Source organism: Conexibacter sp. JCM 18997 (assembly GCF_055391915.1).
In genome coordinates this window covers 1,196,690-1,216,187 of the sequence record NZ_AP043885.1, presented here as the reverse complement: position 1 = coordinate 1,216,187, position 19,498 = coordinate 1,196,690, and the positions used below count along the sequence as shown (strand labels likewise).

Annotated in this window: 20 protein-coding genes; 11 read left to right on the top strand and 9 right to left on the bottom strand. The window is 71.6% G+C overall.

Annotation, left to right across the window (positions count from 1 at the left end; genetic code table 11):
• Positions 1-12: 12 nt before the first annotated feature.
• Positions 13-1,146, top strand: coding sequence for an FAD-dependent oxidoreductase (locus ACZ5UI_RS06320; protein ID WP_464195361.1), 1,134 nt, complete (start codon positions 13-15; stop codon positions 1,144-1,146).
• A gap of 33 nt (positions 1,147-1,179) precedes the next feature.
• A complete protein-coding gene (locus ACZ5UI_RS06315; RefSeq protein ID WP_464195359.1) occupies positions 1,180-2,649 on the top strand; it encodes a GDSL-type esterase/lipase family protein in 1,470 nt (489 codons plus the stop codon).
• Here the strand turns inward: ACZ5UI_RS06315 and ACZ5UI_RS06310 are convergent.
• Positions 2,596-3,696 carry an acyltransferase family protein gene (locus tag ACZ5UI_RS06310; RefSeq protein ID WP_464195357.1) on the bottom strand — a complete coding sequence of 367 codons (1,101 nt, stop codon included), beginning with the start codon at positions 3,694-3,696 and terminating at the stop codon, positions 2,596-2,598. The two genes, ACZ5UI_RS06315 and ACZ5UI_RS06310, sit on opposite strands and share 54 nt — an antisense overlap.
• Before the next feature lie 24 nt (positions 3,697-3,720).
• Here ACZ5UI_RS06310 and ACZ5UI_RS06305 point away from each other — a divergent pair, with 24 nt between their 5' ends.
• Positions 3,721-4,575 (top strand): PPK2 family polyphosphate kinase, encoded by an 855-nt coding sequence (locus ACZ5UI_RS06305; RefSeq protein ID WP_464195355.1) that lies wholly within the window; start codon positions 3,721-3,723, stop codon positions 4,573-4,575.
• A gap of 242 nt (positions 4,576-4,817) precedes the next feature.
• On the top strand, positions 4,818-5,306 hold the full coding sequence (locus tag ACZ5UI_RS06300; RefSeq protein ID WP_464195353.1) for a DUF1269 domain-containing protein: 489 nt from the start codon (positions 4,818-4,820) through the stop codon (positions 5,304-5,306).
• Between the two features lie 3 nt (positions 5,307-5,309).
• Here the strand turns inward: ACZ5UI_RS06300 and ACZ5UI_RS06295 are convergent, their stop codons facing one another.
• On the bottom strand, positions 5,310-6,407 hold the full coding sequence (locus tag ACZ5UI_RS06295) for an AI-2E family transporter (protein ID WP_464195351.1): 1,098 nt from the start codon (positions 6,405-6,407) through the stop codon (positions 5,310-5,312).
• Between the two features lie 97 nt (positions 6,408-6,504).
• On the opposite strand from ACZ5UI_RS06295, the gene ACZ5UI_RS06290 reads away from it, so the two are divergent.
• From ACZ5UI_RS06290 to ACZ5UI_RS06275, 4 genes are all read left to right on the top strand, one after another.
• Positions 6,505-8,079 (top strand): hypothetical protein, encoded by a 1,575-nt coding sequence (locus ACZ5UI_RS06290; RefSeq protein WP_464195349.1) that lies wholly within the window; start codon positions 6,505-6,507, stop codon positions 8,077-8,079.
• Positions 8,080-8,195: 116 nt separating this feature from the next.
• On the top strand, positions 8,196-9,938 hold the full coding sequence (locus ACZ5UI_RS06285) for a methyl-accepting chemotaxis protein (protein WP_464195347.1): 1,743 nt from the start codon (positions 8,196-8,198) through the stop codon (positions 9,936-9,938).
• Between the two features lie 40 nt (positions 9,939-9,978).
• Positions 9,979-10,641: a glutathione S-transferase family protein gene (locus ACZ5UI_RS06280; RefSeq protein WP_464195345.1), complete on the top strand. Its 663-nt coding sequence runs from the start codon at positions 9,979-9,981 to the stop codon at positions 10,639-10,641.
• Between the two features lie 95 nt (positions 10,642-10,736).
• The gene (locus tag ACZ5UI_RS06275) at positions 10,737-11,177 is read left to right on the top strand and encodes a hypothetical protein (protein ID WP_464195343.1); all 441 of its coding nucleotides are present in this window, start codon (positions 10,737-10,739) and stop codon (positions 11,175-11,177) included.
• 3 nt (positions 11,178-11,180) lie between these two features.
• Here ACZ5UI_RS06275 and ACZ5UI_RS06270 read toward each other — a convergent pair whose 3' ends face one another.
• A complete protein-coding gene (locus ACZ5UI_RS06270) occupies positions 11,181-11,360 on the bottom strand; it encodes a hypothetical protein (protein WP_464195341.1) in 180 nt (59 codons plus the stop codon).
• Between the two features lie 149 nt (positions 11,361-11,509).
• Here ACZ5UI_RS06270 and ACZ5UI_RS06265 point away from each other — a divergent pair, with 149 nt between their 5' ends.
• A complete protein-coding gene (locus ACZ5UI_RS06265) occupies positions 11,510-12,007 on the top strand; it encodes a ferritin-like domain-containing protein (protein ID WP_464195339.1) in 498 nt (165 codons plus the stop codon).
• Between the two features lie 113 nt (positions 12,008-12,120).
• Here the strand turns inward: ACZ5UI_RS06265 and ACZ5UI_RS06260 are convergent, their stop codons facing one another.
• The 4 genes from ACZ5UI_RS06260 to ACZ5UI_RS06245 are packed head-to-tail and all read right to left on the bottom strand — an operon-like array spanning position 12,121 to position 14,678.
• The gene (locus tag ACZ5UI_RS06260) at positions 12,121-12,867 is read right to left on the bottom strand and encodes a hypothetical protein (RefSeq protein ID WP_464195337.1); all 747 of its coding nucleotides are present in this window, start codon (positions 12,865-12,867) and stop codon (positions 12,121-12,123) included.
• Between the two features lie 34 nt (positions 12,868-12,901).
• Entirely contained in the window at positions 12,902-13,621 is a 720-nt protein-coding gene (locus ACZ5UI_RS06255) for a universal stress protein (RefSeq protein WP_464195335.1), read from the bottom strand.
• 15 nt (positions 13,622-13,636) lie between these two features.
• The gene (locus tag ACZ5UI_RS06250) at positions 13,637-13,891 is read right to left on the bottom strand and encodes a hypothetical protein (protein ID WP_464195333.1); all 255 of its coding nucleotides are present in this window, start codon (positions 13,889-13,891) and stop codon (positions 13,637-13,639) included.
• Between the two features lie 16 nt (positions 13,892-13,907).
• Positions 13,908-14,678: an alpha/beta fold hydrolase gene (locus ACZ5UI_RS06245; RefSeq protein WP_464195331.1), complete on the bottom strand. Its 771-nt coding sequence runs from the start codon at positions 14,676-14,678 to the stop codon at positions 13,908-13,910.
• Between the two features lie 25 nt (positions 14,679-14,703).
• Here ACZ5UI_RS06245 and trxA point away from each other — a divergent pair, with 25 nt between their 5' ends.
• Entirely contained in the window at positions 14,704-15,447 is a 744-nt protein-coding gene (trxA, locus tag ACZ5UI_RS06240; protein ID WP_464195329.1) for a thioredoxin, read from the top strand.
• On the opposite strand, the gene ACZ5UI_RS06235 is transcribed toward trxA, so the two are convergent.
• Positions 15,444-16,262, bottom strand: a complete 819-nt coding sequence (locus ACZ5UI_RS06235; protein ID WP_464195327.1) for an alpha/beta fold hydrolase — start codon at positions 16,260-16,262, stop codon at positions 15,444-15,446. The two genes, trxA and ACZ5UI_RS06235, sit on opposite strands and share 4 nt — an antisense overlap.
• 60 nt (positions 16,263-16,322) lie before the next feature.
• Here ACZ5UI_RS06235 and ACZ5UI_RS06230 point away from each other — a divergent pair, with 60 nt between their 5' ends.
• Positions 16,323-18,428 carry an FG-GAP-like repeat-containing protein gene (locus ACZ5UI_RS06230; protein WP_464195325.1) on the top strand — a complete coding sequence of 702 codons (2,106 nt, stop codon included), beginning with the start codon at positions 16,323-16,325 and terminating at the stop codon, positions 18,426-18,428.
• A 7-nt stretch (positions 18,429-18,435) separates the two neighbouring features.
• Here the strand turns inward: ACZ5UI_RS06230 and dinB are convergent, their stop codons facing one another.
• Positions 18,436-19,485, bottom strand: coding sequence for a DNA polymerase IV (dinB, locus tag ACZ5UI_RS06225; protein ID WP_464195323.1), 1,050 nt, complete (start codon positions 19,483-19,485; stop codon positions 18,436-18,438).
• Positions 19,486-19,498 lie beyond the last annotated feature (13 nt).

The following is a 19,498-nucleotide window of genomic DNA, read 5'->3' as shown; positions in this document are numbered from 1 at the left end:
GCTGGCCCGCCGATGCATCCTCTGCGCGTCACCGTCGTCGGGTGCGGGACGGCCGGCGCCGCCGCCGCCCTGCTGCTGGCCCGGGCCGGCCACGCGGTCGAGGTGCTCGAGCGGTTCGCCGATCCCCAGCCGATCGGCGCGGGCCTGCTGCTGCAGCCCACCGGCCTGGCCGTGCTCGGCCGCCTCGGCCTGCGCGAGCGCGTGGTGGCGGCCGGCGACCCGGTGGCCCGGATCGTCGGCCACACGACGCGCGGGCGGCGCGTCCTGGACCTCGACTACGGCGACCTGCGCCCGGGCCTGACCGGGCTGGGCATCCATCGCGCCTCGCTGTTCGGCGCGCTGTGGGACGCGGTCGCCGCCCAGGAGCGCGTGACCGTCCGCACCGGCGTCGAGCTGACCGATCCCGGCGACGTCGACGCCGACCTGCTGATCATCGCCACCGGCGCGCGCACGCCGCTGCGCGAACGCCTGGGCATCGAGCACACGGCCCGCCCGTATCCGTGGGGCGCCCTGTGGTGCATCGCGCCGGACCCCGAACGCGCCTTCTCCGGCGCGCTCCAGCAGGTCTACCACGGCACCCGCGGCCTGCTCGGCTTCCTGCCCACCGGCGGCGCCGTCTCGCTGTTCTGGAGCGTCCCGGCGGGCACCCCGCCGCCCGCCGACCTCGACGCGTTCGCCGCCGCGGTGACCGCGTTGGACCCGCGGGCCGCGACGATCCTGGAGCGCATCGACGGTCCGCAGGCGCTGCTGCCCGCCACCTACCTCGACGTGCGCATGCGCCGCTGGCACACGGGCCGCACCGTGCTGCTCGGCGATGCCGGGCACGCGATGAGCCCGCAGCTGGGTCAGGGCGCCAACCTGGCGCTGATGGACGCGGCGGCGCTGGCCGACTGCCTGGCCGACGCGCCCGACGTGGCCACCGCGCTGGCCCGCTACAGCGAGCGGCGCCGGGCGCACCTGCGCTTCTACGCCATGACCAGCCGAGCGATGACCCCCGTGTTCCAGTCGCGCTGGAGCGTCATCGCGCCGCCGCGCGACGCGCTGATGGGGCCGGTGGGACGGGTGCCCTGGCTGCGCCGGCAGATGCTGCAGACGCTGGTTGGCGTGAAGACCGGCGTGATCCGGTCCATGGAGTTGCCAAGCTGAGTGTCGTTGTCCCGGGTTCGTCTCGCCCTCCTGTTGGCCCTGTTCGCCGGCCTGCTCGTGTCGCCCGCCGCCGCGAGCGCGGCGGCCTGCCTGACGCCGCACTGGGTCGCGTCGTGGGCCGCCGTGCCCAGCGACGCGGCCAACGGCGGCTTCCAGGCCCAGACGCTGCGCGAGGTGCTGGTGCCGCATCTGGCCGGTCGCCAGGCCCGCATCCGCCTGTCCAATCGCTTCGGCGCCGAGCCGCTGAGCGTCGACTCGACCACCCTCGGACGTCGGGCCAGCGGCGCGGCGATCGTGCCCGGGACGCTGGTGCCCGTCACCTTCGGCGGCAAGCCGGGCGTCTCGATCCCGCCCGGCGGCGAGGTGCTCAGCGACCCGGTGACGATCCGGGTGACCGCGTTCCAGCCGCTCCTGCTGTCGCTGTACTTCGCCAACGGCACCGGCCCGCTGACCGAGCACTTCTACGCGCGGCAGGTCCCGTTCGTGGCCAACGGCGACCGCGCGCGCGACCCGACCGACGCCGGCTTCACCACGTTGACCGCGACCTCGTCCTATGTGGTCAGCGGCCTGGACGTGCTGGCTCCGGGCTCGACCGGCAGCGTGGTGGCCTTCGGCGACTCGCTGTCTGACGGCTACGAGTCCGGCTCGGCCCCCGGCATCCCCAGCACGCTGCCGATCGGGACCGACGAGGCCTACCCCGACGGCCTGCAGCGCCGCCTGCTCGTCGTCGCCGGAGCGCCCCCGCTGTCGGTCATCGCGGCCGGCATCAGCGGCAACCGGATCCTCGACGACGGCCTGATCCCCGAGCACGGCATCAGCGCGCTGGGCCGCATCGCCGCCGACGCCCTGACCCAGCCGGGCGTGACGACGGTGATCATCCAGATGGGCGCCAACGACATCGGCAACGGCGAGGCCGAGGCGCCGCGGATCATCGCCGGGCTGAGCGATCTCCTGGCCCGCGCACGCGCGGCCGGCCTGCGGGTCATCCTGGGCACGCTGACCCCCGCCGAGGGCGCCCGCCCGGAGAGCTACGGCGACGGGCAGGCCGAGCACACGCGCGCCGCCGTCAACGCCTGGATCCGCTCCGGCGCGGGGCGCCGCGACGTGGTGATCGTCGACTTCGACGCGGTGCTGCGCGATCCCAGCTCGCCCGGCCGGCTCAACCCCTCCTACGACTCCGGCGACGGGCTGCACCCCAACGCCGCGGGCTACCGGGCGATGGCCGCCGCGATCGACCTGACCCAGCTCGCCACCACCGGCTGCACCTGCCAGACGCGCCCGGCGCTGACCGTCGGGGTGCCCGCGCGCTACCGCCGGACGCTGGTCCGGGCCACCGTCTCGCTGGACGGGCGGCGGGTGGGCACGATCACCGAGCGCAACCCGGGCGTGCGCGTGTCGTTCGCCCGGTCGACGGCCGACACCGTCGTCGTGCAGACCACGATCGAGCTCTCAGACGGACGGACCGTCACGCGCACCCAGCGGCTGCGCCGGTGCGTCGCCTGAGGGCGGCCGGCGCGCGTTGCGCGGCTTCCAGAAGCGGCGCTCGATCACATACGTGCTCAGGAAGCCCATCAGGAACGTGCCGGCCCAGAACACCACCTGCTGGCGGCCGTGGGTGTAGCCCTCGCGGATCGTGAAGGTCAGCACGACGAACTGCCACAGGTACATCGGATAGGAGATGCGCCCGATCCAGGGCAGCGGCGGGATGCGCAGCAGCCGCGACAGCGGCGTCGTGTCGCTGGTGACCAGGCGCGCGAGTACGAGCGCCGAGCCGATCGCCACCAGCGGGACCGGGACCGTGACGCCCCAGTGCCAGAAGACCTTCCACGCGGCCACGAAGATCAGCGCGAGCCCGGCGACCGCGCCGGCCTCCAGCCCCCACTCGACCCGGCGATCGAACGGCCCGCGCCGGCCGTGCAGCACCAGCGCGACCAGGCAGCCCGCCAGCAGCTCGCCGAAGCGCGTCCACGGCTGGAAGTAGCTGGGTGCGACGGCCAGGCCGGGATCCCGCCCGGTCGGGCCCAGCCAGAACAGCGACAGGCAGACGATCGCCAGCACAGCGGTGCCGGCGATCAGCGCGCGGCGCGACACGCCGCGCTTGAGCAGGAGGACCAGCAGCGGCGGCCACAGCAGGTAGAACTGCATCTCGACGGCCACGCTCCACAGCGGCCCCAGCGCGCCCAGCCACTGGCGTCCGTCGACCAGGATGGCCAGGTTGGCCACGTACGTGCCGCTGACGAAGACGCTGTCCCACCATTGGCTCCAGGTGCCGTCCTGGCTGAGCTGCCGGCCCCAGGGCGAGCACAGGATCAGCAGCGCCGCCAGCGCCGGGTACAGGCGCCGGATGCGCCGCCCGTAGAAGCCGGTCAGGTCGTTGGCCCCGCGCTTGTCGCGCTCGGTCAGCAGGATCGACGTGATCAGCATCCCGCTGAGCACGAAGAAGACGTCGACGCCGAGGTACCCGGCCGGGACCTTCAGGTCGTGGAAGCCCATCACGGCCAGGACCGCCAGCGCTCGCACACCGTCGAGCTGGTCGATCTGGCGCCGCATTCGCCCGGAGACTAGGGTCCGCCAATGGCCAAGACGACGCCGGAGCCGATCCCGCCGCGGCTCAGCGACCTGCTGCGCGTGCCCGAGGGCGGCGTGGACCTCCGCGAGCTCCCGACGCGCACCACGCCGGCCTTCGCGGGCAAGAAGGCCGACGCCGCCGGCGCGATGGACGTGCTCGGCCCGCAGCTGTCGGACCTGCAGGAGCGCCTGTTCGCCGAGCGCGACCGCCGCGTGCTGCTGGTGCTGCAGGGCATGGACACCTCCGGCAAGGGCGGCACCGTGCGCCATGTCGTCGGCCTGATGGATCCGGGCGGACTGCACGTCGCGCAGTTCAGCGTCCCCACCCGCGAGGAGCTGCGCCACGACTTCCTGTGGCGCATCCGCCGTGAGCTGCCGCACGCCGGGAAGATCGGCGTGTTCGACCGCTCCCACTACGAGGACATCGTCACGGTGCGCGTCAACGGGACGGTCGACAAGCGCACGTGGGCGCGCCGCTTCGGTGCGATCAACCGCTTCGAGGCGCGCCTGGCCGCCACCGGCACCCGCGTGATCAAGGTCTACCTGCACATCTCGCCCGAGGAGTCGCGCGAGCGGCTGCTGGCCCGGCTGGACGACCCGACCAAGCGCTGGAAGTTCACGCCCTCGGACCTGGCCACGCGCGAGCGCTGGGACGACTACCTGACCGCCTGGAACGACGCGCTGACCCGCTGCAGCAGCGACCTGGCGCCGTGGTTCGTCGTGCCCGCCGATCGCAAGTGGTACCGCAACTGGGCGATCACCCGGCTGCTGATCGAGCAGCTCGAGGAGATGGCCCCGGCCTGGCCGGAGGCCACCTACGACGTCGAGGAGATGCGCGCGCGGCTGACGGCGATGCCGTAGTGCCCTGAGTCAGAATTCGCATGCACCTGGCGGCGGCGGCATCGTGCCTGCCCGCACCCGCCATCCACAGCCGTACCACCAGTACGACGGTGGATGGCGGTCACGGGCAGGCCCGCCCCGCCATCCACCAGCTGCACACGAATTACCGACTCAGGCCACTGCGCCCGTCGCGACCGCTTCACACGCGCTTGAGACGGCGCGATAGCGTCCCGCGCGATCCACCCTCAACGGAAGGAGCGCGCATGTCTGATCTCGTGGCCATCGCGTACAAGGACCTCGATACGGCGCAGACCGTCGCGGGGAACCTCGGTGACGCGGTCAAGCAGCACCTGATCGAGCTCGAGGACGTCGTCGTCGTCGAGCGCAAGGAGGACGGCAAGGTCAAGCTGCATCAGCCGTCGCTGGCCGGCATCGGCGCGGCCGGAGGCGCCCTGTGGGGCGGCCTCATCGGCCTGATCTTCTTCATGCCGCTGTTCGGCATGGCGATCGGCGCCGCCGCGGGCGCCGCTTCCGGCGCGCTGAGCGACGCCGGCGTGGACGACAAGTTCATGAAGCAGCTGGGCGAGAACCTCGAGCCCGGCGGCGCCGCGCTGATCCTGCTGATCCGCAAGGTCTCGGCCGACAAGCTGCTCCCGGAGATCAAGATCCCCGGCACGGTCATCCAGACCTCGCTGTCCGACGAGCAGGAGACGCACCTCAAGGACGCGCTGGCCGCGGCCGGCAAGGAGTAGGGGTCAGCCGGGCTCCGGCTCGGCCACCGATGGTGGCGGCGCAGCGGCTTCGCGCGCCGCCGCCATCCGCGCCCGGCGGGGGCGTCCCGCCTCGCGCACGACGATCTTGATCACGGCGGCGAACGGCACCGCGAGGATCGCGCCGACGATGCCGAGGATCGAGCTGGCTATCAGCACCGACACGATCGTCGTGAAGGCCGTCAGCTCCACCGCCCGGCGGTAGACCAGCGGGTAGACGACGTAGTTCTCCAGCTGCTGGTAGACGAGCTGGATGATCAGCATCGCGATCGCGGCCTCGAGGCTGACGGTCAGCGCGACCGCGACGAGGATCACGGCGGCGATCGTCGCGCCGACCTGCGGGATCAGATCCAGGAAGCCGGTCATCACGGCGAGCACGATCGGGAAGGGCAGGCCGAAGATCCAGGCCGACAGCCCGGCCACCGTCGCCGCCACGCAGGAGATCGCCACGTTGCCGATCAGCGACGAGCTGATCGCCGAGATCGAGTCCTCCAGCACCGGGCGCCAGCGCTTCTCCTGGTGGGGCTCCAGGAAGCCGAACAGCCAGTCGGTGATCGCCGGGCGCTCCATCAGCAGGAACAGCGCCAGGAACGTCAGCGTGACCAGCGACAGCACCGAGCCGAAGATGCCCCCGGCGGCGCCAAGGAGGGTCGAGGCGGCGTCCGGCAGCTCGGCCGCGGCGCCCTTCAGCCACTTGCTCACGTCCTCCTGCGTGCTGGAGCTGATGACCTGCTGGAACGCGTCGGTGTTGGAGATGTCCTCCCAGTACTGGGGGATGTGATCGACGAAGTCGACGACCTGGCTCCACAGGGGGCTGATCGTGATGACGACGATCAGGAACGCGCTGACGAACAGCATGACCAGGACGAAGATCGCCGCCAGCCCGCGCTTCCAGCCGCGGCGCACGAGCGCGCTGACCACCGGGTCCAGCCCCAGCGCCAGCACGCCGGCGATGAAGATCGACAGCAGCGAGCCCAACGAGGCGATGGCCAGGAGCACCAGGAGGCCGAACAGGGCGAGCGTGAACAGCGTCCGCCAGGGGATGACGAGCTCGACGCGACCGGTGGGCGGCGGCTGGGACACGGGCGCACCGTACGCCCGCGGGTGGACGGCACCGTTCGTGTCCCGCATCGACGATGCCGATACGGGGTTTATGCGGGTCATCTACCTTCGTCCGTGCATGCGCACCCGCTTCCTGCTGCTCGCGATCCCCTTCGCGCTCGCCCTCGCCCCCGCTCCGGCGTCGGCGATCTCGTCGGCCTGCCAGGGCCTGCCGGTCAAGGTGTCGCTCTCCTCCTCCGATCCGACGGTGCTGCGCGACGACCCGTCCGCGGTGGTCAAGCCGGTCGGCGGGGCCGGCGTGGAGAACGTGCGCGTGACGCTCACCCGCAACGGGCGCCGCTACGCCACGGGCCTGCTCACCGGGCGCGTGGCCCGCAGCGGCGTCGCCGTGCCGCTGCGCCTGGACTCCGGTCGCTCGATCCGGGCCGGCAAGTACCGCCTGGTCGCCTCCGGGTCGCGCTCGGGCTGCGGGCGCCTGACCACCGCGCGCACCTGGAAGTTCGGCACGCCGTCGCTGCCGGTGCGCGCCGCGCCGGTCAGCACGCTCGTCTCCGACAACAAGGGCGGCGTGAAGCTGCTGTTGCGCTCGGTCGACCGCCAGCCGGTCTCGGGCGTGCGCGTCACGCTGATGGACGCCTCGGGCGCGACGATCGCCCAGACCACCCACGCGGGCTCGTTCACCGGTCAGGTCGACATCGACCTGCCGCTGGCCGCCGCACTGCCCGCCGGCTCCTACACGCTGCGCGTGACCGGCCGCAGCGCCGGCTCGTCGTCGGTCTCCGAGCAGAAGCTGGCCTTCGCCGCCGGCTCCAGCGAAGCGGCCAACACGACGACCACGGCGACCACCGGCCTGATCGAGCAGCACGCCACTGTCGACTGGTCCGGCGGCGCCTGGCAGGGCCGCGAGGTGGCCGGCTTCGTCGCCCCCGGCATCGGCTACGGCGAGATCGTCTGCCGTCCCGACGCCCAGTGGATCCGGTTCTACCCCAACGACCTCAACCGCGAGGTCTCGATGATGAACTGGACCTACAAGGACTGGACGCAGGACAAGGAGAAGTCGATCCGCGAGGCGCTGCACACGCAGTACACCGGCAAGGACTTCCGCGAGGGCCTGAACAAGTTCGGCCCGGCCGAGAAGCTGGCCACGGGCCAGTTCGACGGGATCATCTCCGACCGCGGCGGCTTCACGGTGGCGGCGCCGACCGACCTGGCGGCGCCCACCTCCCTGAAGCTCACCTGGTCGTGGGACTTCAGCGAGACCGGCAGCGAGAAGTGCCACGTCGACGCGACCTTCATCACGCAGTCGCTGTCCAGCGAGGCCGCGCCGCTGGCCCGGTCGGGCTCGATCGCCTGGCGCGGGAGCGACGCCGCCGCCGGCCATGACAGCACCGCGTTCGCGATCCCCGGCGTGGGCACCGTCAACCTGGCCTGCTCCTCGGCGCTGCTGGGCGCGCGCGGTCTGACGATCGACTCGCCCCAGGGTGGAACGGTGACCACGCGCGAGGGCTCCGACGATGCCGCCCGCCCGCAGGAGATCGGCCCGGTGGCCGCCGACCTGCCCAACAACGGGATGCTGTTCGTGACCTTGGCCGACGGGACGCGCCTGATCGTCTCGTCGCGCTGGAAGGTCAACGATCCGGACCCGACGCAGAACAGCTGCTTCGTCGCGGCGCAGGCGATCGTCGGCGCCTGAGCGCCAACGCGCCAGCGCGTACGCGCCACCGAGGTGTGCGTTCGGCCACACTGGCCGACTACTGGGGGCGCAGCACTCAGCATCTTCCCCCCAAAGAGGCAAGGACGTCTCCCCACATGCGCCTGACCCTGCAGACCAAGCTGCTGGGCGGGTTCGCGATCGTGCTGGTCCTCAGCGCGTTCGTCGGACTGTTCGCCATCAGCAAGATGAACTCCCTGTACGGCACCGTCGACAAGCTCGGCACCGATGATGTGCCCGCCGTCGCGGCGATGGGCGAGATCACCACGCTCGCCAACAAGATCCGCAAGGACCAGCTCCACTACATCTCGGCCTCCCCGGCCGACCGCCCGGGCGTCATCGACGACCTCGACGGCGACGCGACCGACTACGCGGCGCTGAAGCAGAAGTACGCCGCCGTCGCCCCGGGCGACGCGAACCTCCAGCGCTTCGACACCGCGCTGAGCGACTACCTGGGCAAGTCCGACGGCTTCCGCAAGCTGGCCGACGCCGGCGACCAGCAGGGCGCGGGCGACGTGCTGGGCACCGGCGCCGCCGACAAGGCCTGGGACGACGTCAAGGCCGCGATCGCGACCTGGCAGAAGGCCCGCCTGAGCGCCGCCGACGCCAACGTCGACGCCGCGCGCTCGAGCTTCCACACCGCCCGCACGCTGGTGATCGTGGCGTTGATCGCGTCGATCGTCATCGGGCTGCTGATCGCCCTCGTCCTGTCGCGTCGCATCCGCGCGCAGGTCGTGATCGTCCTGGACCGCATGCGCGGGCTGGCCGAGCACGACACGACGGCGCTCCAGAACAGCCTGGACGCGGCCGCGGCCGGGGATCTGACCGTCCCGGTCGCGCTGACCACCGAGCCGATCGACGCGCCCGGCTCGGATGAGATCGGCGACATCCAGCGCTCGGTCAACCTGGTGCGCGAGAACCTGCACGCGTCGGTCGCCGCCTACGGCGGTGCGCAGCAGGCGCTGGGCACCATGCTCGGGCAGGTCTCCGTCGCCTCGGCGTCGGTGGCCACGCAGTCCGAGCAGATGGCCAACACCTCCGAGGAGTCGGGCCGCGCCGTCACCGAGATCGCCAACGCCGTCGGCGAGGTCGCCGCGGGCGCCGAGCGTCAGGTGCGGGTCGTCGACCAGGCCCGCGACGCCGCCGAGCGGACCGCCACGGCGGTCGGCGAGGCGCGGTCGGTGGCCGCCGACGGCGCCGGCGCTTCGGCCCAGGCGGCCGAGGCGATGGGCGCCGTGCGGGCCGCCACCACGGAGGCCACCGAGGCGATCCGCGAGCTCGCCGCCAAGTCGGAGCAGATCGGCGGCATCGTCGCGGCCATCACCAGCATCGCCGAGCAGACGAACCTGCTGGCGCTCAACGCGGCCATCGAGGCCGCGCGGGCCGGCGAGCAGGGGCGTGGCTTCGCGGTCGTGGCCGAGGAGGTCCGCAAGCTGGCCGAGGAGTCCCAGCAGGCGGCCGGCTCGATCGGCGACCTGATCGCCGAGGTGCAGGCCGACACCGAGAACGCGGTCAACATCGTCGAGGAGGGCGCCCGCCGCTCCGACGAGGGCGCGACCGTGCTCGACGAGGCCCGTGCCTCGTTCACGCAGATCGAGGAGGCCGTCCGCGGCGTCGGCGATCTGATCACCGAGATCACCACCGCGACCAGCGAGGTCGCCGCGGTGGCCGAGCAGTCGTCGGCCGCCACCGAGCAGGTCTCGGCCTCGACGCAGCAGACCAGCGCGTCGACGCAGGAGATCGCCGCGAGCGCCCAGGAGCTGGCCGGAACGGCCGAGCAGCTGGCCGCGCTCGTCTCGCAGTTCCGCTTCGCGGGCGCTGCGGCGACCACGGAGGCCTGACGGCGCAAGGGCATCGCGCGGCGGGGTAGCCTGCCGCGCGATGCCCACCGTTGACACGCCCCGCCTGTGGACCTTCCGCCTGTCGCCATTCGCCGGCAAGGCGCGCGCCGCGTTCGCCGAGAAGGGCGTCGCGGTCGAGCTCGTCGAGATCCATCCCGGCCGCCGGCCGCCGCGCCTGAAGGAGCTGAACCCGTTGGGCCGCGTGCCGGTCCTCGAGGTCGGCGACGTGGCGATCCGCGAGTCGTCGGTCGTCTGCGAGTGGATCGAGGAGACCTATCCCGATCCGCCGCTGTGGCCGGCCGACCCGGAGCTGCGGGCCTGGACGCGCGGTTGGTCGCGCTACATCGACGACGTGCCGGTGGCCAACTTCTTCCTGGGCATGAACAAGCTGGCCTTCGGCCTGCGCGACGGCGACCCGCCCGACGAGGTCGAGCGCCTGCACCGGCGCGTTCCCAAGTCCTGGCCGCTGCTGGAGACCGCGCTGGCCGAGCACGACGGGCCGTGGCTGGCCGGCGAGCAGTTCACGCTGGCCGACCTCAGCGGCATGGCCATCTCGGTGCGCCTGCCCGAGTGGATGGCGCACCTGGCGCCCGATGCGCAGGAGTACCCGCTGACCGCCGCGTGGATGGACGCCCTGCGCACGCGGCCGTCGGCGGAGGCGATCGACGCGAAGGGCGACACGGTCCTCAGCGCCGACGGCTAGGGACGCGGGTCAGCGGGCATACCGCCTGCAGATCCACCGAAACGGAGTTCCGTCGTATGCGCATGTTGTCCCGTTCCACCCTTGCCGCCTCCGTCGTGACGCTTGCCGTCGTCACCGGCCCGGCCACCGCCGTCGCGGACGACGCCGCGATCAAGGCGTCGATCCCGGCCGCGTTCGACGCGCTGGCCAAGAAGGAGCGCGCCGCCTCCAAGGCCATCGCGCGCTTCAACAAGCGCGACAGGGCGACCGAGGCCGACCGCCAGGCGATCCGCGCGGTGCGTACCGCCGTGCGCAACTTCCAGACGCTGCTCGGTGCCCAGCAGGCCTCGACGCCTCAGGGCGACGCGGCCAAGAAGGCACTGCTGAAGGCGCTCGATCTGGAGGCCACGGCGTCCACCCGCATCGATCTGGCCATGAAGTCGGCCGGCCACTCGTCGACCGCCCGGACCAACCGCATCATCGCCCGGGCCAACACGACGCTGCGCAAGTCCAGCGCGGCGGCCTCGAAGGCGATCAAGCAGATCGCGGCGCTGTAATGCCTAGTGACGGCCGGCGGTGAGCTCGACGGCGTCGAGCTCGCGCCGGGCGCACCAGGTGACGAACTGCCCCTCGGGCGTGTCGAGCCAGGCGTGTAGCCCGTCCTCGAACCGACGCCACTGGCGCGCGCGGGCGCCCAGGACGGGGAACTCGGTGCGTTCTTCGGCGGGAAGATGCTCCATCTGGGTACAGCTTAGGGCACCCGAAAATGCAGTGACGTGAGGCTGGCGGGCCGCAGCGCGCCCGGCTAGCGCCTTTGAGCGGGACGTTATTTTGAGAGACTTGTTATAGTCCCTCAGGCAACGACCGTTTCGACCCGAAGGAGCAGCCGATGGCAACGACCAAGAACGCCGGCGCCGGCATCCTCTCAGAGGCCAATGCCGCGAAGCGCGAGGAGATCGTCGAGCTCCTGATCCAGGCGTACTGGATGGAGATGGAGACGGTCATGAGCTACCTCGCCAACGCCTCCAACCTCGACGGCATCCGCGCCGAAGAGGTCGCCGAAGCCCTCGACGAGGACGTCAACGAGGAGCTCGGCCACGCGCGCGCCTTCGCGCAGCGCATCAAGGAGCTGTACGGCACGCCTCCCGGCTCCGCCGACTTCACGTACTCGCAGCCGTTCCTCCAGCCGCCCGCTGATTCCGCCGATGTGGCGACCGTGATCAAGGGCGTCATCGAGGCCGAGAGCGGCGCGATCGAGCACTACAACCGCATCATCGAGGCCACCGACGGCGTCGACTGGGCGACGCAGGACATGGTCATCGACATCCTCCGCGACGAGGAAGGCCACCTGCGCAAGTTCGAGCGCTACCTGCGCGAGTTCGACTGATTCGAACCCGGTGAGGTTTATCCGCGCGCGCCGCGGGTACTAGGCCGTCGACTCTCCTCCGCTCCGCAGGCTCGGGACTTGTGTGCACCCGGGCCTGCGGAGCTCTCCTCTTTCTAGGAGAGCTCTTCCTGGCTCTTGGCGGCCACCGACGGCCGCTCCGTGCTCGGCGTCCCGCCGATCCGGTCCAGCCACTTCTCGCGCCGCGCGTCCCACTTGGCCGCGCGGACGGCCGCCCTCTCGTACTTCTTCGTGCCCGGCCGGTAGCGGCGCTTGGCCCACCAGGAGTTCGGCCGGGCCAGCCGGATCGCGCAGATCGGGCCCAGGAACGGGATGAAGAAGCTCAGGATGGCCAGCCGCGCTTTGCCCTTGAGCACGATCAGCACGACCCAGAAGAGCTGCTCGGCGACCAACACGCCGACGCCCCACCACCCGCCGCCCGAGTCGTCGTAACGCGGCGCGGTGCCGGCCAGCACGAGCGCGCCGATGGCGAAGCAGATCAACGCCGCGTCGGTCGACGCCCGTCCCTCCTTGGCCCAGTAGACGTCCTCGACGTACAGCCACAACGCGAACTCGTCGACGGTCAGGCCGATGCCGATGCCGAAGCCGGCCGCGCAGATCTCCAGCCACGGCGACGGCGGATCCACGGAGAAGCCGATGAACCCCGTCGAGATCAGCAGGATGATCCCGAAGACCATGTGGTGGACGTGCACGCCCTCGGTCTCGATCGAGCCGGGCCACCACGGCACCCGCGGGCTGCGCATCAGGCGCGTGGAGAGCCGGATGAAGCCGAACGAGAGCAGGAACGCGGCGAACAGGATGACGCCGGCGCGGTGGTTGGCGGTGTCGAGGGCGATCTCCATCGTTCCTCGCTATCGGCAGCCGCGGCGGGCGCCTTCAGCCCCCACGGGGAACCACCAGGACGCTGCTGGGCGCGTCGCGCACCACGCGCTCCGAGGTGGAGCCGAGCAGCAGACGGCGCACTGGGCCCCAGCCGCGCGAGCCGACCACGAGCAGATCCAGGTCCGCGGCGCGGGCGGCCAGCGCCGCCGCCGGCTTGCCGGTGAGCGCCTCGACGCCCTCGTCGACGGACGCTTCCCCGTCGTGGACGACCGTCAGCGCCGTGAGCCGGGCGTCGGTGGCCTGCGCGACCGTCGCGGCCACCTCCCGCGCGTGCAGCGACTCGGGCGAGCCGTCGAAGCCCACGCCGACGGTGCGCCAGGGCAGGGCCGTGCGGGCGATCAGCACCGGGCAGGGCGCGTGATGCAGCGCCGCGACGGCGATCGGGCCCGACGAGCCCAGCACGAGCAGCCGGCCGCCGTCCTCCTCGCAGATCTCGTGCAGCGCGCGCGCCGGTGACGTGTCGGGCAGCACGCGGACCTTGGCCCCGGGCGCGAGCTCGTCGCGCACCGTCTCGGTCAGCCGCTCGGCCTCCTGGTGGATCTCCTCGCTGACCTGGACCTCGGTGACCGTGCCCTCCAGCGGGAGCAGGTCGTACGGGTAGGCGTGGGCGAGCTCGAGGTCGGCATCCAGTGCCTCGGCCAGCGCGTGGCCGGCGAGCACCGCCGCGCGACCGTGCGCGCTCCCGTCGACCCCCACCACGATCGTCCCGAACACGCCGGGGAATCTACTTCAGCTCGGCGGCTTGGGCTCGTCGGGCCAGTGGCCGTGCTCGTCGTAGAAGTCGCGCGCGCGCTCCTCGCGCGTGCGGTCCTTGAGGTCGCTGAAGGAGAACCGGAAGATCGAGTTGGCCACCACGACGCACACCGCCGCGGCGATCAGCGCCTCCCCCACGCCCTCCTCGATGCTCGTGCCCCAGGTGATGACCGCGCCCACGACGAACAGCGTCAGCGGGAGGCCGTAGCGGACCAGATGGACGAGCTTCATCGGGCCTCCTTGCGGATCATGGCCCAGCGACCGTGGCGATGACCTTGGAGAGCTGACCGCCCTGCCAGGCGATCGGCGACTTGCCGGGCTCCTCGACGAGCAGGCGCGCCTCCGGGATCTCCGCGGCCCAGCGTTCGCCGGTGGCCAGCGGGTGCTCGGGATCGACCTCGTCACGGTCCGCGACGACGATGACCGGCAGATCCAGCGCGTGCAGGTCGCTCCAGGCCTCGAAGGGGCGTGAGCGCGGGATCTGCTGCAGCGCGTCCGCGACCGCCTCGGGATGCGCGTGGCGGCCCAGGCGCTGGCGCAGGACGGTCTGCACGGTCTCCTGCCAGGCGTCGGGCACGGGCGGGCGCCCGTAGGCGGCCAGGAAGCCCTCGACGCCGCCCTCGCGCAGGCCGGCGCTGAGTCGATCCCAGCGGGCCAGGTCGACGACATCGCGCTCGGGGTCGAACGCCGGCGTGGCCAGCACCAGGCCGAGCACGCGCTCGGGGTGGTCGAGCGCGATCCGCGTGGCCGTGTGGGCGCCCATCGACGCGCCGGCGAACACCGCGCTCTCGATGTCCAGGGAGTCCAGCAGCTCGATCACGTCGGCGGCCAGCGACGGGTAGTCGTAGCGGTCGCCGGGATCGGACTCCCCGTGGCCGCGCGCGTCGGGGGCGATCACCCGGTGGCCGGAGCGCTCCAGCGTCTTGGAGCCCATCACGACGTAGCGCCGGGTCGCGGTCAGGCCGTGCAGCAGGACCACCGGCGTGCCGGTTCCGCTGTCGTCGTAGGCGAGCTGCATGTCGTGTCCTAACGTATTGCAGGCCATGACCGTGATCGACGTCTCCGAAGCAGATTTCCAGCAGCAGGTCATCGACAAGTCGCACGAGATGCCCGTCGTCGTCGACTTCTGGGCGGAGTGGTGCGGCCCGTGCCGCCAGCTCGGCCCGGCGCTCGAGAAGGCGGCCAACGCACGCGAGGGTGACGTCGTGCTGGCCAAGCTCGACACCGACGCCAACCAGCGGCTGGCCCAAGCCTTCGACATCCAGGGCATCCCCGCGGTGAAGGCCTTCAAGGACGGCAAGATCGTCTCCGAGTTCGTGGGCGCGCAGCCGCCGGCCCAGGTCGAGCGGTTCTTCGACGAGCTCGTGCCCTCCGAGGCCGACCGCCTGGTCGACGTGGGCGACGAGGCCTCGCTGCGCGCCGCGCTTGAGCTGCAGCCCGGCCGGGCCGACGCGGCCGTGCCGCTGGCCCGCCTCCTGCTGGCCCGGGGCGACCGCGACGGCGCGCTCGAGGTGGCCGAGAACGTGGCCGGGTCCTTCCAGGCCGACGGCCTGCTGGCGCGCATCCGGCTGGAGGGCGCGGACGGCCTCGACCTCACCGACGCGTGGGCCAAGCTCGACGCCGGCGACCGCGAGGGCGCCGCCGACGCGCTCATCGAGATCATCCCGTCGTCCGACGGCGCCAAGGACGACCTGCGCGCGGTGGTCGTGGCGATCCTCGACGAGCTCGGCGTCGATCACCCGTTCGCGCGCGACGCGCGCCGCCGCCTGGCCACCGCGCTGTTCTAGTGCGCTGAGTCGCGGAGCGCGCCCAGCGCGTGGGAGCGGATCAGCGCGGCGGAGTCCTGCGGGCGCTCCCAGAAGAACAGGTGCCCGACGCCGTCCCAGATCTCCAGGCGCGAGTCGGGGATCGCGGCGGCGATCGCGTGGGCGTTGGAGACCGGCAGCATCTCGTCCTCGGTCCCGTGGACGACGAGCGTCGGCAGGCCCAGCCAGCGCAGCCGGTTGATCGCGTCGTGACCGCCGATCGCGTGCATCTGCATCGCGATCACGGGCATCGCCACGGGCAGCTCGAGCGCGCCCGCCCGGAATCGCGTCCACGCCTCCTCATCGGCCGCGAACGCCGCGCTGACGTTGATCTCCCAGGTCGCCCGCAGCACGATCTCGCGGTCGCGGCTCTGCCAGGCATCGGCCAGCCGCGACAGCGTCGCGGCCGGCGAGAGCGCGGAGCCAGGTCCGCCCGCGTAGGTGCAGCCGAGCGTCAACGTCCGCACCCGCCCGGGCCAGCGCAACGCGAGCTCCTGGGCGACCATCCCGCCCATCGAGATGCCGAGCACGTGCGCGGACGTCCAGCCGACCGCGTCAAGCAGCGCGACGGCGTCCTCGGCCAGCCGCGCGATCGTGAACTGCTCGTCGACGCGCGCGGACCGGCCCACGCCGCGATGGTCGTAGACCAGCACCTCGAAGTCCTGGGCCAACGCCTCCAGGAACGGCGCGCCCCACGTGCGGTGCGTCCCGCTCATGCCCATGATGGCCAGCAGCGGCTCGCCGGCGCCACGCCGCTCGTAGTACAGCTCGTGGCCGTCGATCGAGGTGCTCGGCATCACCGAACCGTACCGGTCGAAAGTCTCGTTCGATCGACGAAATCTGTTTAGAGTTGGTTCATGCCCGCGCTCAACGTCTCCGGTGTTCATCGTCTTCGCCGCTGGTTTGTCGGGGCAGCGGTCGCGATGGCCGCGCTTCCCGCGACCGCTGCAGCCGACGGCATCTCCTTCACGCCGAGCGGAAGCAATCAGCTAGCCGGCGTCGGGACGTCTGTGGCGGGCGACTTCAACGCCGACGGCGACCTCGATCTCTTGGTCACAACGACGAATTGGCCCAATTCCGCACTGGTCATGCTGCTTGGCGCCGGAGACGGAACCTTCACCGCGCTGTCACCGATACCACTCTCCCTCGAGTACGGCCCCATCAGCCTCGTGTCCGCCGACTTCGATCATGACGGTCATCTCGATATCGCAACCAGTGGCAACAACCACAGCGACACCGTGTCGATCTTCCTCGGTGATGGAACGGGACTTCTGACGGAGGCAGGTGGTTCGCCGATCACCGTCGGCGCCTCCCCCGAATTCGTCACCACGGCGGACGTCGACGCCGATGGCAACGACGACGTGATCGTCGCCGATTGGGGGGACGGGAACGCCGGAACGGGCGATGTGATTGTGCTCCTCGGCGACGGCACCGGTGGCTTCGACACGGCGCCCGGCTCGCCCATCGTGCCGGCGATCGATTTCGTCGGTTGGGTGGGCATCGGCGACTTTGACGGCGATGACGCCGCGGACATCGCGGCCGTCGGCCCGAAGAGTCCCGGTCCGAGTGGCGGTTGGCCCGGCACCGTCCAGATGCTGCTTGGCGACGGGACTGGGCAGTTCCAGTCCGGTTCGGGGCCATTGGTCACCGTCGGTGCCTGGGCGGGATCGGGCGCGGTCGCTGACCTGGACCACGACGGGAACCTCGATCTCGCGATCGGCAACCAGGACGGGCACTCCGCCTCAGTCCTACTGGGGAACGGCGCTGGTGGGTTCACCGATTCCAACGGGTCGCCGTTCACCGTCGATGGACACCCCCACCGTCTGCAGCTCGCGGACATCGACGGTGACGGTGAGCTTGACATCGTGACCGCAGGCGCCGGCGAAGGCACTGTGACGGTGTTGCTTGGTGATGGCGCCGGTGACTTCACCACGCCGATCGGCTCCACGTTCACGGCCGCGCAGAACACGAGCGGTCTCACGGTCGCGGACTTCAACGGCGACGGCCGGCCGGACCTCGCGGTCTGCAACTGGCCCAACAGCGAGGTCAAGGTACTCCTGAACACAACCCCCCAGGCGACAGAGCCGACCCAAGTCGATGTCGTCTCGGACGCCAATCCGTCTGTCGGCGGCCAAGCCGGTCACATCTCCGCGACCGTCTCGACGGTCGCGGCAGGCGGCGCCACCCCCACTGGGACGCTGACGTTCCGTGAAGGCGCCGTGGTGCTGAAAGTCGCGCCCTTGGACGCCTCCGGCGTGGCGACGATCACGCTGAAGCCGCTGGCCAGCGGGACCCACACGATCGTCGCGACGTATGACGGCAGCTCGACGATGCGGACCAGCGCGTCCGACCCGTTCGTACAAGAGGTCACCGCTGCCCAGACGCTCACGGCGCTGACGTCGGACGCCGACCCGTCCGTTGTGGGCCAGTCGGGATACGTGACCGCGACCGTTTCGACTGTCGCCCCAGGTGCCGGCGTCGCGACCGGAAACGTCACCTTCAAAGATGGCTCGACCACGCTGGCCACGATCAACGTAGGCGCGGGAGGCAAGGCGAAGCTCACGCTGGCGTCGCTCGCTGCCGGAGCCCATTCGATCACGGCCACGTACAACGGCAACACGACCAAGGCGCCGAGCACGTCGAGCGCCCTGGCCCAGACGGTGCAGCAGGCGTCGACCCAGACCACGCTGGTCTCTGACGCCAATCCGTCGGTCCTCAGCCAAACCGGCTACATCACCGCCACGGTCGCGCCGCTCGCTCCCGGTGTTGGGACGCCGACCGGGAGCCTCACGTTTCGCGAGGGCAGCACGGTCCTGAAGACGGCGAACCTCTCGGGTGGCGCGACACGACTGTCGCTCAAGACGCTCAGCGCGGGAACACACGTGATCACCGCGATCTACACCGGAAGCGCGAGCATGCTCGGGAGCACGTCGAGCTCCCTCAGTCAGGTGATCACACCGTGACCGCGCGCTACACCGGCAGCGCCAGCTGGCCGGTGTCGACCTCGGGCACGCTCGGGGCGTCGAAGCCGGCCACGCGGACGCCGAGCAGGCGCACGGGCCGCGCGGGGTCGTAGGCGCGGAAGAGCTCGCGGGCGACGGCGAAGACCACCTCGTGGTCGGTCGTCGGCTCGGAGACGGTGCGGGCCCGGGTCACGGTGGTCCAGTCGTCGAGGCGGACCTTGATGGCGATCGTGCGGCCGGGGCGCTTCAGGCCGCGGCACAGCTTCTCGCTCAGCTCGCCCAGCACCGTCTCGAGCTGCGCGCGGTCTGCGACGTCCTCGGGGAACGTCGTCTCGCGCGACTCCGACACCGCCACACGCGTCAGCGTCAGCGTGGTCGAGCCGTGGAACTGGGCCCGGGCCAGCAGGTCGCGGCCGTGGTTGGTGCCGAAGCGCTGCTGCAGCATCGCCTCGTCGGCGGCGGCCAGCGCGCCCAGCGTCTCGATGCCCAGCTCGCGCAGGCGCTCGACGGTCTTGGGTCCGATGCCCGGCACCAGGCCTGGGCGCGCGGTGGCGAAACGCGCGCAGGCCTGCTCGCGCGACAGCGCCACGAACCCGGCCGGCTTCTCCGCGTCCGAGCAGACCTTGGCCACCAGCTTGTTGGGCCCGATGCCGACCGACGCGGTCAACCCGGTGCGCTCGCGAATCTGCGCGACGACGCGGCGCATCGCCGCGCGCGGACGCTGCAGGTCCGACAGATCCAGATAGGCCTCGTCGAGGCCGACGACCTCGACCCGCTCGATCTGCTCGCGCAGCACGCCCATCACCTGCTTGGAGACGGCGCGGTAGGCCTCGAAGTCGGGCGGGATGAAGATCGCCTGCGGACACAGGCGGCGGGCGCGGGACGCCGGGATGGCGGAACCCACCCCGAACTTGCGCGCCTCGTAGCTGGCGGTGGTGATCACCGCCCGCGGCCCGGTGCCCGAGACGACCACCGGCTGGCCACGCAGCTCCGGGCGGCGCAGCAGCTCGACGGACACGTAGAACGCGTCCATGTCGAGATGGGCGATCGTCGGCACCCGGGAAACGGTA